Source organism: Agrobacterium sp. GW821-FHT02D03 (assembly GCF_059421725.1).
Genome location: NZ_JBWKVN010000002.1, coordinates 154,109 through 167,349, shown reverse-complemented (window position 1 = coordinate 167,349; position 13,241 = coordinate 154,109). Strand labels below are relative to the sequence as shown.

Sequence of the window (13,241 nt, the reverse complement as noted above, 5' to 3'; positions counted from 1 at the left end):
AAAAGGGCTTCGAGGGGATCGACGTGATCACTTTCAGCAAAATGTAAACGCTGGTGCTCCCATGATCGCATCGATGCCTGTAGGAAGTTCAAGGGGAGCAATCACGCTGTGACCCACCCTGTCACCGACACGCCGATCGCCACTGCGATTGGGAGATGCCCTGGCTTCTACCGCACTGGTTGTACAAAGCAGCGCAAAAGCTCGCATCGGTGTCGTCATGAGTATCGTATTGAAATCGCGCCGTCATTTATCGGTTGAGACGGCACCCACTGCTGTGCATAGTCGGCCTGATCACCTGTAGAGTGAGGTGGCCGATTTACGTCTAATTGATTTTGGTCTCGAAATTTGGGGTCAAAGCCGGAGCACCTTATGCCCTTTTCTCGAACGCTTGCCCTGACATTGTCGTTCGACGAGGCCGTTGACCTGAGCTCTCTACCGGTGCGTAGGCATTTGCCCTACCACCCGTTTGTTGAGCGGCTCCGACAAGCCGTGCCCTTCGATTTCTTTGCAGTGTCCGGTTTGGATCTTGATGGCTATCGATTTGGAACCGGTCATTCTATCGATACGGACGTGCCTCCTGCATATTTGGACGCATATTATGGGGACGGGCTGCTGGCCATAGACCCATTCGTCAAGGCTTCTTCAACGGCGGCGCGTGTTGTCATCGAAGAAGAGATTTATGCGGAAAATCCGCCGCCTCCGCGCGTCCTTTATCTTGCGCAAAGCTTTGGTGTGTTCAACCGCACCCTCTTTCCGATCAGGCGAGGCACGAAGGTCTTTGGAGCCGTGACCTTCTCCCGCGCGACCCCATTCACCACCGAGGAAATTGAGTTCTTACAGGAAATTGTCGGCACGCTTCATAGTATTATCACAAGGCCGATCATGGAGAGGTTTGCGGCTCAGGAGATGAAGCTGACGGACGGTGAGCTTGATTGCCTAAGATGGGCAAGTCGCGGCAAGACCAGTGAAGAGATTGCTGAAGTATGTCTCTTCACGACGGATACGGTGAATAGTTACATCAAGGCGGCAACCCGTAAACTTAGCGCCAAGAACCGCAGTCATGCGATCGCTGAGGCGATCCGACGTGGTCTCATAGAGTAATATCACTTATTTCCCATCCTTTACTTGTGTAATTACTCTTTATTCGCGTAAATATTGCCTAAAAATTCACACCATAGTCTAAATTGCGTGTCTATTGCTCTGTTAGCGAGCAAATGATGTGGGGCAGATATTCAATTTAACGTTTTTTTCACCTTTCACCCCTAAATTTGGAATCGTACGAAGGGGCTGGAGTTACGCCCTCCCCTAGAGGTAACCATCTGCTTTAGCTGCAACTCCGCGCTCTTCTTGCTCATAGCCCGGATCGCGCTTCACAGAGCTGCGATGGATCGAGGCCGGTTACTTCGTCGCATTCAAGGGGCCTAAATCTAGGAGCCTGCAGCGGCATGAAGCCGAGCCGTGTCGGGGGGTGTCATGCGGTGTGTTCATGTTCGATGCCATGTAATGTTTCTTCTTCGGGTGATCGTCATGTTGACGATTTCTGGATGCGCCGTCGTCTTCGGCGGTGAGGCGCTCGACACCCTTATCAGGGCAAATGACGGCTACCATATCGATGAGCTATTTCTGGCTCTAAGCCTTGCGGGCGTGCTCGCCCTTGGCTCGTCATTGTTGTTGGTCGCCGATTTTTCGAATGGTGCACGTCGGCCAGACTGCCATCAAGCGAAACCCCACTGGTTACAGTTCCATGATGCCCTTACGAGCTTGTCGATCCGTCAGGTGCTTCATCTCTTCTTGATGGGCATTCCGCTCACGTTCTCGCGGGGGCAAGACCGATTGGCAGCCTTCCGCCTCTGCGCCGCTTCTGTCAGTAAAACCGGCCCCCCTCTGCGTGGCACGTTGACGGCTTGAAGAACGTATTCCGAATAAAGCCGGAAGCAATCTGAACAACCAATCGCAAAACGTTTGAGAGACAGGGTTTTATACTGTCGTCGACAGCGCGTGCCGCCCTGGGAAGACCACGGGTCCGCACCTGCGCACGCATACCCCGAATTTTCAGACAAGAAAGAACACCAGAGGACCGGAGGCTTCACGCCCCGCTTTGACAACCGCTAGAACGCACACCAGCATGTTCGGTTACTCCAACACCACCCATATGCAGACCAATTCCCTGGATCAGATCACGGCGAACATCATGATCGCCGATGCCGGTCTCAACATTCGTTACATGAACAAGGCCGTGCAGGAGCTTCTGAAAGAAGCTGAGACCGACCTGAAAAAAGAATTGCCGCGGTTTGATTTCGAAAAGCTCATCGGCAGCAATATCGATATCTTTCACAAGAATCCCTCTCACCAGCGCAACATGCTGGCTCAGCTTCAAGGCCAGCATCGGGCGACGATCTGGGTTGGACATCGTGCCTTCGATCTGATCGTGACGCCATTGCGCGCGAATGGAAAGACCACCGGCTTTGCTGTCGAATGGGCGAATGCCAAAGAGCGGCTCCAAAACATGGACTACACGGCGCAAATGGAGGCCGTCAGTCGTTCCCAGGCGATCATCGAGTTTTCCACCGACGGCGAAATCGTGACCGCCAACAAGAACTTTCTGAACGCACTCGGTTACCGATTGGACGAGATTAAGGGCCGCAACCACAAAATGTTGGTGGAGCCAACCTATGCTCAGTCCCGCGAGTATGCGGAATTCTGGGCGGCGTTGCGTCGAGGCGAGGTTCAATCCGCGGAATTCACGCGCTACGGCAAAAACGGCAAGCTGGTCGTGATCAATGCCGCCTATAATCCGATCCTTGATGCCAAGGGCAAGGTGGTCAAGGTGGTCAAATTCGCGACCGACGTCACGCAGCGCGTGCACGCCGTCAACACCATTGGTGCAGCGCTGACAAAACTGGCACAAGGCGACCTTTCCTTCAGCATTGATGAACCCTTCGCACCCGACTTCGAGGAATTGCGGCGGACGATGAACGACGCGCTCAGCCAGATGCGCAATACATTGACTGCGGTCGCCCATTCAACAGACCAGATCGACATGGGTACGCGCGAAATCAGTCAAAGCGCGGAAGACCTCTCCCGTCGTACCGAGCAGCAGGCCGCGTCACTCGAGGAGACGGCTGCGGCACTGGACGAAATTACAGTCAATGTGAATAACGCTTCACGGCGTGCAGATGACGCAAGACAGGCTGCGATCACGGCCAGTGACAATGCCACGCGCTCCGGCCACGTTGTTGCGGATGCGGTGGCTGCCATGTCGCGCATCGAAAGTTCCTCCAATCAGATATCGAACATTATCGGTGTGATTGATGAAATCGCGTTCCAGACGAACCTTCTGGCACTGAATGCCGGCGTCGAGGCAGCCCGCGCAGGTGAAGCTGGCAAGGGATTTGCGGTGGTTGCACAGGAAGTACGTGAACTTGCACAACGCTCTGCCCAGGCTGCCAAGGAGATCAAGGGCCTGATCCGAAATTCCAGCGAAGAGGTGAGCACCGGCGTCAAGCTTGTCAGCGAAACGGGAGAGTCCTTGCGAACCATCCACGAGAACATCACGGCGGTCAACCAGCATATGGAAGCGATCGCAAGCTCCGCAAAAGAGCAGGCCGTCGGACTTTCTGAAGTCAACTCCGCCGTCAATCAGATGGATCAGGTAACGCAGCAGAACGCTGCGATGGTGGAGGAGACAAATGCCGCGGGCGCGACGCTTGCGCAAGAAACTGCCCGCCTTCGTGGTCTTGTCGAGGGCTTCCAACTTGGAAATCGTTCCGCCTCCAAAAGCCAAAAGCAGGTCGCTCTCGCCACACCAAATGATCGGCCGGTGGCTTCCCCTGCTCGCAGAATGGTGACGAAGATTGCAGGTGCTGTTGGTGGGCAGGCGAGACAGGCAGTCGAACCGGGCTGGGACGAGTTCTAAAGCACGGTACAAGCAAAAGTGCGTAGCGGTTTGGGGGGAAGGGATCTGAGAAATCGCGCCGCGCTTCAAGCATCTCCATAGCAGCAGGCTGGCCGTCTTGGGCTCATCGTCCTGAGACGGTCAACGCGTTTGCACAGAGGTGTAGACGCGCGAACCTGGCGAAGGGCGCTTCAGTCGTCTCATCATCACCCAACTCTCCCTTCAGGTGGCGTTTCATCGGTTTCTGATCGCAATCAGAACTTAACTCCAAGGCCCGCGCGGATTGCATGTTGATCCATGTCTGAATCGGTCGTGCCGATCTCGAAGGCAAACGTCTCACTGCCGAAATCAGTGTAGCGGTACTCAATCCGACCAAAAACCATGTCCGTGATAAGGAAATCTGCACCAACGCCAATGGTGTAACCGTTGAAGGTTTCCTTGGTTTTATCCAAACCCATGACGTCCGTGTAGCTTCGTGCATAGGCCCAACCCGCTGTTCCATAGACGAGAACACCGTCGAATGCATGGCCGACACGGCCCCGGACAGATCCTTGCCAATCGAGACCGTAGGAATAGATTCCAAGGAACGCGTTTCCGTCCCCCCAGTTTCTATCGAAATCAGCCTCAAGGCCCGCTACCCAGCCATTGCCGAGATCACGATTATATCCAGCAAAGCCACCCAAGATGCTGCCGTTGAAATCAGCGGACATGTTGCCGTCACTGCCGCTGATAAAATCAGCTCGATTGTTCCAGGCATAACCACTCTGGATACCAGCGGTAAATCCCGTCCAGCTGTGTTCTTGGCCGATATCGGCCGCCGATGCTGCCGGAACTTGGAAGCAGGAGACTGCGACCGGGAATGTCGTGAAGGCGATTATGAGTGTTAAAACAATCTTTTGCATGATGCCGAACTTTTTTACGATCACTTTGGCCTTTACTGCTTTTTTCGTTTTAGACGTCAAGCCATGCGAATGATCGAAGTGTCAGGATGCTGCCGAATGTAATCGGATTTTCTGCGTTTGCTGCCTCATCGCCTCGGGTCACGCGCCGAGCCATTTTCGCGCTTAACGTCAACGATCAGAAAATCCGTATTAAAGGTTGCGTGCAGTCCTATTCGGGCGCATTGTGGATCGTCGGTAGCCTTCGCACGGGCGCTGCTGTTTTGAGGGTCGGATTCCCTCGCCCCAACCAAAGGAGGACATTATGTCTTCCGATCCAATCTCGAATGCCGTTTCTCCCCGTGATATGGTTGTCATTCAATCAGCGCTGGCGGCGGCTGGATATGACGCTTACCTCTTGAGAAGCGATTATCGTCAATATAACAGGGCTGCTTTTTTCGTGATGAACATGTTCGTCGCTGGAGAAACCTCACCGAGCGTTCTATCCGCCCAACTTAAGCGGAATCTGGGGAAAGCCGTTCCCAATAACCCGGCATACCATACGTCGCTTGCCAAATACGCCATCCAGGGCTTGCCGGCTGGCATGAGGCATTTCGTCCGTACGCTCACGAAACTTCGATTGGCGCCAATCGAAGCGGAGGAGCAGTCATGGGAGAATGAGGGCGGGGCTATGGCATATGTTCGTCCTGGAACACCAGACCGTGGCTCAGGCTCTTCTCGGGCGTAATCATCAATAAAGGGGATTGCCAGTGACAGAGAGAACGACCGTTCGCCTGATTACATTTCGACATCCATTCAACCTCGAAAGCCTGGTAGCGCCACTCGACGCTGGAACGTATCGCTTGGTTGTCGACGAAGAACTCATTGAAGGCCTCAGTTTTACGGCCTACAGGAAAGTCGCCACCCATCTTGAGATTCCAGCCATATCCGTTGAAGCTGTCAGGCGTCAGTCGTTGAAAGTCTCGTCCGACGAAATAGCCTCGGCTCTGCGTATTGATGATCCGGCGACCGAATGAGGACCTCGTTCCTAGCCAGGGCGAGTTGACCACCCATTGCGGCTCTTGCTGCGCATCTTTTTGATCCTGCACGTCATGGCCCGACGACAGCGGATTGAGGCTTGAAAGACTTGGATCGGGGCGCGAAAAATCCGTCAGCAAGCCTCCCCTGAAGACCGGCTGCTTTAGTAAAACACTATCCAGATTGGAACTTTAACGTCGAAAATGGCTTGTCCCGTTGGCTGCACCGATTGCGGTGGGAGGCGCAACTTTGTTGTGCCGCAGACATGAAGGATAGAGCCTTGCACAGCACAACTGAAGTATCGTTCGAGGTCAACGGTAAAGCGGAAAGCTTGACACTCGATAACCGTACCACCCTCCTTGACGCTCTAAGGGAGCACCTGCATCTCACCGGAACCAAAAAGGGATGCGACCATGGCCAGTGCGGTGCATGCACTGTCATGGTCAATGGTCGTCGCATCAACGCCTGTTTGACGCTTGCGGTCATGCATGAAGGTGATGAAATCACCACCATTGAAGGTCTTGGTGAGCCCGACAATCTGCATCCGATGCAGGCGGCGTTCATCAAGCACGATGGTTTCCAGTGTGGCTACTGTACGCCGGGGCAGATCTGTTCCGCCGTCGCCGTTCTGGAAGAGATAGAGGCGAATATTCCAAGCCATGTGACAGGTGATCTGACGAAGCCTGCCGCGCTCTCTCCCTCAGAAGTACGCGAGCGCATGAGCGGAAATCTCTGTCGGTGCGGCGCCTACTCCAACATTCTCGAGGCCATTGAAGATGTTGCGGGAGTAAGCGCATGAGAGAGTTTTCCTACGAGCGAGCCACGTCGATCAAAGGCGCAGCGGAGGCTGCTGCTCAGCATGACGACGCAAAATTTATTGCCGGTGGCACCAATCTCCTGGACTTGATGAAGCTTGAAATCGAGCGGCCATCCCACCTCATCGACGTCAATGGGCTCGGCCTCGACCAAGTAGAGGCAACATCCGAGGGAGGCTTGAGAATCGGTGCTCTCGTCAGAAACACCGATCTGGCTGCGGGTGAAACGGTGCGTCGCGACTACCCACTCCTGTCACGCGCACTTGTAGCCGGTGCCTCTGGCCAGCTAAGAAACAAGGCGACGACGGCAGGCAATCTTCTGCAGCGCACGCGCTGTCCCTACTTCTACGATCCCAACCAGGCGTGCAACAAGCGACAGCCGGGCAGTGGCTGTTCCGCCATCGGAGGATACACCCGCCAGCTTGGCGTGATCGGAGTGAGCGACGCCTGCATCGCCACGCATCCGAGCGACATGTCTGTTGCGCTGCGCGCTCTGGACGCAAAGGTCGAGACGGTTGCAGCGGATGGAACGGAGCGCTCGATACCGCTTGGAGAATTCTATCGACTGCCCGGCGACACCCCGCACATCGAAACGGAACTTCGCCCGGGCGAACTCATCACCGGCGTTGTCTTGCCGAAGCCTGAGGGAGGCAACCAAATCTATCGCAAGGTGCGCGACCGCGCGTCCTACGCTTTCGCGCTCGTGTCGGTCGCGGCTGTCATCAAGGCCGATGGCTCTGGCAAAGTTGCTGTTGGCGGTGTGGCTCACAAACCATGGCGGGTGGAAGACGCTGAAAGTGAACTGCCAAATGGCGCCCGGGCCATGTCCGCGGCACTAATGGCCGGAGCACGTCCGACGAATGAGAATGCATTCAAGATTGACCTCGTCGAAAGAACAATCGGCGCAGTTCTTGCAGAGGCGAGGGTTTAAGCGATGAAGTTTGAAAAGCCAGCGACCACAAACCCAATCGATCAATTGAGAGTCGTCGGTAAGCCGATCCACCGTATCGATGGCCAGTTGAAGACGACGGGCCAGGCGACCTATGCCTACGAGTGGCATGAACCAGGCGTTGCTTATGCCTATGGGTATCCGGTTGGTTCCGCGATCGCCAAAGGACATGTGACCTCGATCGACACATCATCTGCGAAAAGCGCGCCGGGTGTTCTGGACGTCATCACCACGCTCGATGTCGGGGACCTCGAGAAAGGTGAGTACAACACCGCGAAACTCTTCGGCGGAAGCGAAATCCAGCACTATCACCAGGCGATCGCTATCGTCGTAGCTGAGACGTTCGAACAGGCGCGCGCGGCTGCATCGCTTGTTCGCGTCGATTACGCGCCGGCGAAGGGTCGCTTCGATCTGCGGGAAGAAATGGGTAATGCCGAGACCCCCGATCCGAAGACAGAGCCGGAAAGCGCGGCTGGTGACTTCGACGCTGCTTTCGCAGAAGCGCCTCTAACGCTGGATGCCGAATACACGACGCCTGATCAGTCTCACGCGATGATGGAGCCCCATGCTTCGATCGGTGCGTGGGAAGGAGATAAGGTCACGGTATGGACCTCGAGCCAGATGATCGACTGGTGGCGTGGCGACCTGGCGACGACGCTTGGCGTCGACAAGGAGAACGTTCGCGTCGTTTCGCCCTATATTGGTGGTGGTTTTGGCGGAAAGCTCTTCCTCAGAGCGGATGCCGTCCTCGCAGCCATTGCGGCAAAGTCCGTGGGGCGTCCGGTCAAGGTTACGCTTCCTCGACCGATGATGCCGAACAACACCACCCATCGGCCCGCCACCATTCAGCGTATCCGGATCGGCACTGAACGAGACGGCAAGATCACCGCGATCGCGCATGAAAGCTGGTCCGGCGATCTGCCCGACGGCCAGCCGGAAGTGGCAGTCATGCAAACGCGGTTGCTCTATGGCGGAGCAAACAGGATGACCGCGATGAAGCTGGCAACTCTCGACTTGCCTGAAGGCAACGCTATGCGGGCACCGGGCGAGGCCCCCGGCCTGATGGCGCTGGAGATCGCGGTCGATGAGATGGCAGAGAAGCTGGGTATGGATCCGATCGAGTTCCGGATCAAGAACGACACCCAGGTCGATCCGGAGAATCCTGATCGACCCTTCTCTTACCGCGACCTTATTGGGTGTCTGAAGCGTGGCGCGGAGACGTTCGGGTGGGATAAGCGAACCGGTCCTGCAGAGCGCCGGGAAGGCAACTGGATGGTTGGGATGGGCGTTGCGGCAGCCTTCCGCAACAACCTCGTCATGCCGTCGGGTGCAAAGGTGAAACTCGGCAGCGATGGCGTGGTAACCGTCGAGACCGATATGACGGATATCGGCACCGGCAGCTACACGATCATCGCTCAAACTGCGGCAGAGATGATGGGCGTTTCGATAGACAATGTCGTCGTCCGGTTGGGGGATTCGAATTTCCCCATCTCGGCCGGCTCAGGTGGACAGTTCGGTGCGAATTCCGCGACGTCTGGTGTTTACGCGGCCTGCGTCAAACTCCGCGAAGCTGTCGCGAGTAAACTTGGATTCAACTCGTCTGATGTCGTCTTTGAGGACGGTAAGGTGCGTTCAGGTAATCGCACTGTTGCGCTTGCAGAAGCCGCAGGCGAAGGTGGGCTTGTCGGTGAAGACTCGATGGAGTGGGGCGACCTGACGAAGACACATCAGCAGTCTACATTCGGCGGTCACTTCGTCGAAGTCGGCGTCGATGTTGCAACTGGCGAGACGCGGATTCGGCGCATGTTGGCGGTCTGTGCCGCTGGGCGAATCTTAAACCCCATTACCGCACGCAGCCAGGTGATAGGCGCGATGACGATGGGTGCTGGCGGCGCTCTTTCCGAGGAGCTCGCAGTCGACACGCGGCATGGTTTCTTCGTCAATCACGATCTCGCTGGTTACGAGGTGCCGGTCCATGCCGACATTCCGCATCAGGAGGTGATTTTCATGGATGAAACCGACCCGTATTCATCGCCGATGAAAGCAAAGGGTATTGGCGAACTCGGTCTTTGCGGGGTCTCCGCGGCTATCGCCAACGCTATCTATAACGCTACAGGGATCCGAGTTCGCAATTACCCTGTCACCTTGGACAAGCTCATCGACAAGTTGCCTGAACTTGCGTGATTGAACACCGGTGGCCTCTTGGCCACCGGTCCATTTTGAGGGAATGACGTGAGCACTTCCGTTTCGACTGCGCTGCCAGTGCCCGTAAGGGTGAACAACTCCGATGATCCAGCGGACATACTTCGCTTTGCTTTAAACGCCCTGGGTGGCGGTGGAGCCGCTCTCGCGACGCTGGTTGAAATCCGAGGCGGAGCAGCACGCTCCCTTGGTGCGCATCTCGCCGTTTCATCAGACGGGCTTTATTGCGGATACCTGTCTGGTGGCTGCATCGAGGCTGCCGTTGCGGCCGAAGCCTGGAAAGCCATGGAGGAGGGGCGCGACCGCGTTGTAAAGTACGGCGAAGGCTCGCCGTTTTTTGACATTGTCCTTCCGTGTGGAGGCGGCGTGACGATCGCGATCCATGTCCTACGCGCCGCAGAGCCGCTGGGGGTAGTTCTTGATCAGCTGGCAGACCGTCAAACCGTCGCCTTAAATCACGACCCAAAATCACAGGCGCTGACACACAGTAAAACTGTTCCACCCCGTTCCGGCTGGTACGAAGGGTCATTTGTATCCGTCTATCGTCCTCAGACATGTGTGGTGATCTCCGGTCAGACGGCGGAAGCCGACGCGGTCTCTCGACTGGCACACGCCTCCGGCTACCAAGTGCAGCTGCTGTCCTCTTCGAAGGACCCTAACGCGATTGAAATCGACAGATTCACGGCCGTGGTGCTTCTTCATCACGATCTTGATCTAGAGGCGGCTGTCTTGGAGCGCGCCTTGACGTCTCCTGCCTTCTACATTGGTGCGCTGGGCAGCACGCGCACGCACCGACGGCGCACCGAGTTGTTGAGGGTAGCAGGCGTCTCCTCAGAAAACATTGATCGTATCCGCGCGCCGATCGGTCTTTTTGGTCCAACACGCGATGCAGCGTCGCTGGCACTCTCTGTGTTGGCAGATGTGGCTGCCGCAAGATTGGAAGTTTTTCCTTCATGAAGAGCCGAAACCATGCATCTTTATCGAGGGGGGGCAGGGACCGGTGCCCTCGCGATGGCATTATGGGATCGGAGGGTTCACGCGTGATGAGGATTGCTGGAGTCCTCCTCGCCGCGGGTCAGTCGAGCAGGATAACGAGCGGCCATCACAAGCTTCTGGCGGACTTTGATGGGGTGCCGCTGGTTCGCAGGTCCGCCGAGTCAATGCTTCGCTCGGGGCTGTCGTCCGTACTTGTCGTGACGGGACACCGATCGACCGAAATCGAACGCGTGATTGACGACCTTCCTCTGTCGGTCGTGTTCAATGACCGTTTCTCATCCGGCATGGGAACATCGCTTGGCTGCGGTTTCAGACATGAAAGTTTGAACGGCTGCGCGGGCGCACTCATCATGCTTGCCGATATGCCGAGGATCACCGAACAGCATATTGATCAGCTCATAGCCACCTTCCGTGCTTTGGACGGTCGTCAAGTCGTCCGCGGAGCAAACAAAGGCAAAGCCGGGCACCCGGTAGTGATCCCGGCTACTCTCTTCGAAAGATTGAAGCAGCTGAAAGGCGATGAGGGGGCAAAGGTGATTTTGCAGGATGCGGGAGTGGAGACACAGTTGGTCGATCTTGGTCATGCCTCGCTCATTGATGTCGACACACCAGACGCCGTTCGATCAGCGGGTGGCCTCCTCAAGAATTGACGAGGATCAGCATCCCGCGTCGGCGGAGATGCTCGCTAAAAAAAAGCTATTCGTCTAGCAAATTGGCGCCAGTGTTGAGCGTTCTGCGGACTTGAACTGCTGCTTCAGCCGGCGTCACCAGTTATCCGGCAAGCATCTTCGCCAGCATAAAGCCAGAGCCGGCACCCGTTCCCGCACCCGGCCAGGTCGCGGCCCCGCACATGTAGAGGCCGTCGATCGGGCTCTTGTAGCGCGAATAGCCTGCAACAGGGCGAAACAGGAAGTTCTGGTCGAGATGATGCGACCCTGACAGGCTATCGCCGCCGATCAGATTGGGATTTTCCGCCTGTAGATCGAGTGGCGACCAGACAGACTTCCCGCGGATTTTTGAACGGAAACCCGGTGCGTAATTCTCTATGATCGAGATAACACGCTCGGCATAGGCGTCTTTTACCGACGCCCAGTCTCTAGCAGCGATCTCGCCTGCAGCATCGCCCTTGATCTCGGCCGGCAGCACACGCACCTGCACCCAGAGGACATGCTTGCCATCGGGCGCACGGGTTGGATCAAGTGCTGTTGGCTGACCGACGACAAGCGCCGGCTCTTGAGGCAGGAGACCGGAGATGGCTTCGTCATAGACTTTCGTCATCATCGAGAGAGTGGGCGCGATGTGGATATAGGCATAGGATTTCAGGTCCGGAGAGGCTGTCCAATCCGGCAAGCCGTCCAGCGTCAGATGGATCATCATTGCGCCGGGTCCGGAGCGGTAGGACTTGATGCCTTCGACAAATTTCGGAGGCAGCTGGCTGTTCTTCACGATACCGTCGAAGAGAAGCTTGGGGTGAATGTTGGAGATAATGGCGCGCTTTGCCGTCAGTCTGCGTCCGTCTGCCAGCGTCACGATTTTCTCAGTGCCACTGAAAACGTCTAAGGAGGTGGCGGGAGAATTGAGGAAAACCTCGCCGCCCTTGCTCTCCAACAGGCTCACCATCGCCTTGATGATGGTATCCGCGCCACCTTCACCGATCACCATGCCGAAGGCCTGATCAGCCATGGTCTCCAGATAGGGAAAGAGCGCGCCGCCGGAAGCGTCCGGGGGGAAATCGAGATGCAGGCCCCAGGTCGCCATGGTCACCTTGAGCTTCTCATTGTCAAAATGGCGATCAAGAAAACCGCGTGGTGACGACAGGAGCAGGCGGAGAAGATCGGTGAGCAGGGGAATGCCGCCGGCTCGCCACGCCTTCCAGACAGTCTTGACGCTTTGAAACGAAGGCATGGGAGCGCCCAATAGACCGAAGAGATGGGGAGCCTTGGCACCAAAATCATCTGACATGGCGGCGAAGCTCGCGGCATCCTTCTCCGAAAGGGCAGCGATCGCTGCCTTGTTGATGGAAAGGTCGGTTCCGATGCCGAGATGGGTTCCGTCTGGAAAGACGCTGGCAAAGCACTTCGACGCGGGGACGAATTTCAGGCCGTGCGCTGCAAGCTCTTGAGCATAGGTTTGATGAAAAGCGGAACCAGCGAACATGGAAAGGTTCATCGCTGCCAGATCGTGACGGAAGCCGGGTTCAATCAATTCCTGGGTCTTGACCGCACCACCGGCACTCGCTTTTGCCTCGACCACTGCGACCGTCCAGCCTTTCGCGGCCAGATGAACCGCTGCTGCCAGCCCGTTGTGACCCGCGCCCAGAACCACCGCATCGAATTCAGCCATCTCGTTCCACCAGTGTTTTGATTTTATTTCTGTATGCATACATTTTCTCGATAATGCATCAAGCTTAAAATAAACGGGGTTTGGAGCGTCTCGATCTTTCCTGATCGGATCGATGTTTTTGCCGC

Annotated in this window: 12 protein-coding genes; 10 read left to right on the top strand and 2 right to left on the bottom strand. The window is 56.3% G+C overall.

Annotated features, from left to right (window positions below):
- The first annotated feature begins 369 nt into the window (after positions 1-369).
- The 3 genes from AC07U5_RS14285 to AC07U5_RS14275 all read left to right on the top strand — a co-directional run bounded on the left by AC07U5_RS14285 (position 370) and on the right by AC07U5_RS14275 (position 3,916).
- Positions 370-1,101: a helix-turn-helix transcriptional regulator gene (locus AC07U5_RS14285; RefSeq protein ID WP_113261213.1), complete on the top strand. Its 732-nt coding sequence runs from the start codon at positions 370-372 to the stop codon at positions 1,099-1,101.
- A gap of 426 nt (positions 1,102-1,527) precedes the next feature.
- Positions 1,528-1,908, top strand: coding sequence for a hypothetical protein (locus AC07U5_RS14280; RefSeq protein ID WP_494723393.1), 381 nt, complete (start codon positions 1,528-1,530; stop codon positions 1,906-1,908).
- A gap of 217 nt (positions 1,909-2,125) precedes the next feature.
- Positions 2,126-3,916, top strand: coding sequence for a methyl-accepting chemotaxis protein (locus tag AC07U5_RS14275; RefSeq protein WP_494724244.1), 1,791 nt, complete (start codon positions 2,126-2,128; stop codon positions 3,914-3,916).
- Positions 3,917-4,149: 233 nt separating this feature from the next.
- Here the strand turns inward: AC07U5_RS14275 and AC07U5_RS14270 are convergent, their stop codons facing one another.
- Complete coding sequence (locus tag AC07U5_RS14270) at positions 4,150-4,857, bottom strand: outer membrane protein (protein ID WP_494723392.1); 708 nt, start codon at positions 4,855-4,857, stop codon at positions 4,150-4,152.
- 241 nt (positions 4,858-5,098) lie between these two features.
- On the opposite strand from AC07U5_RS14270, the gene AC07U5_RS14265 reads away from it, so the two are divergent.
- The 7 genes from AC07U5_RS14265 (at position 5,099) to AC07U5_RS14235 (ending at position 11,423) form a co-directional block, all read left to right on the top strand.
- Entirely contained in the window at positions 5,099-5,521 is a 423-nt protein-coding gene (locus AC07U5_RS14265) for a hypothetical protein (protein WP_112956389.1), read from the top strand.
- A 22-nt stretch (positions 5,522-5,543) separates the two neighbouring features.
- Positions 5,544-5,810 carry a hypothetical protein gene (locus tag AC07U5_RS14260; RefSeq protein ID WP_062426790.1) on the top strand — a complete coding sequence of 89 codons (267 nt, stop codon included), beginning with the start codon at positions 5,544-5,546 and terminating at the stop codon, positions 5,808-5,810.
- A 266-nt stretch (positions 5,811-6,076) separates the two neighbouring features.
- Positions 6,077-6,610 (top strand): aldehyde dehydrogenase iron-sulfur subunit PaoA, encoded by a 534-nt coding sequence (gene paoA / locus AC07U5_RS14255; protein WP_494723391.1) that lies wholly within the window; start codon positions 6,077-6,079, stop codon positions 6,608-6,610.
- Complete coding sequence (locus AC07U5_RS14250) at positions 6,607-7,557, top strand: FAD binding domain-containing protein (protein WP_494723390.1); 951 nt, start codon at positions 6,607-6,609, stop codon at positions 7,555-7,557. The genes paoA and AC07U5_RS14250 overlap by 4 nt, the downstream gene beginning before the upstream one ends.
- Before the next feature lie 3 nt (positions 7,558-7,560).
- Complete coding sequence (gene paoC / locus AC07U5_RS14245; RefSeq protein WP_494723389.1) at positions 7,561-9,759, top strand: aldehyde oxidoreductase molybdenum-binding subunit PaoC; 2,199 nt, start codon at positions 7,561-7,563, stop codon at positions 9,757-9,759.
- Between the two features lie 48 nt (positions 9,760-9,807).
- Positions 9,808-10,734: an XdhC family protein gene (locus AC07U5_RS14240; RefSeq protein ID WP_494723388.1), complete on the top strand. Its 927-nt coding sequence runs from the start codon at positions 9,808-9,810 to the stop codon at positions 10,732-10,734.
- A gap of 86 nt (positions 10,735-10,820) precedes the next feature.
- Positions 10,821-11,423 (top strand): nucleotidyltransferase family protein, encoded by a 603-nt coding sequence (locus AC07U5_RS14235; RefSeq protein ID WP_494724243.1) that lies wholly within the window; start codon positions 10,821-10,823, stop codon positions 11,421-11,423.
- A 121-nt stretch (positions 11,424-11,544) separates the two neighbouring features.
- Here the strand turns inward: AC07U5_RS14235 and AC07U5_RS14230 are convergent, their stop codons facing one another.
- Positions 11,545-13,155, bottom strand: coding sequence for a phytoene desaturase family protein (locus AC07U5_RS14230; RefSeq protein ID WP_494723387.1), 1,611 nt, complete (start codon positions 13,153-13,155; stop codon positions 11,545-11,547).
- Positions 13,156-13,241 lie beyond the last annotated feature (86 nt).

What these genes read in the sequence shown, in the direction of transcription:
- AC07U5_RS14265 (WP_112956389.1), top strand. Translation starts at nt 5,099, where the DNA reads ATGTCTTCCGATCCAATCTCGAATGCCGTTTCTCCCCGTGATATGGTT.
- AC07U5_RS14280 (WP_494723393.1), top strand. Translation starts at nt 1,528, where the DNA reads ATGTTGACGATTTCTGGATGCGCCGTCGTCTTCGGCGGTGAGGCGCTC.
- paoC (WP_494723389.1), top strand. Translation starts at nt 7,561, where the DNA reads ATGAAGTTTGAAAAGCCAGCGACCACAAACCCAATCGATCAATTGAGA.
- AC07U5_RS14275 (WP_494724244.1), top strand. Translation starts at nt 2,126, where the DNA reads ATGTTCGGTTACTCCAACACCACCCATATGCAGACCAATTCCCTGGAT.
- AC07U5_RS14285 (WP_113261213.1), top strand. Translation starts at nt 370, where the DNA reads ATGCCCTTTTCTCGAACGCTTGCCCTGACATTGTCGTTCGACGAGGCC.
- paoA (WP_494723391.1), top strand. Translation starts at nt 6,077, where the DNA reads ATGAAGGATAGAGCCTTGCACAGCACAACTGAAGTATCGTTCGAGGTC.
- AC07U5_RS14230 (WP_494723387.1), bottom strand. Translation starts at nt 13,155, where the DNA reads ATGCATACAGAAATAAAATCAAAACACTGGTGGAACGAGATGGCTGAA.
- AC07U5_RS14235 (WP_494724243.1), top strand. Translation starts at nt 10,821, where the DNA reads ATGAGGATTGCTGGAGTCCTCCTCGCCGCGGGTCAGTCGAGCAGGATA.
- AC07U5_RS14250 (WP_494723390.1), top strand. Translation starts at nt 6,607, where the DNA reads ATGAGAGAGTTTTCCTACGAGCGAGCCACGTCGATCAAAGGCGCAGCG.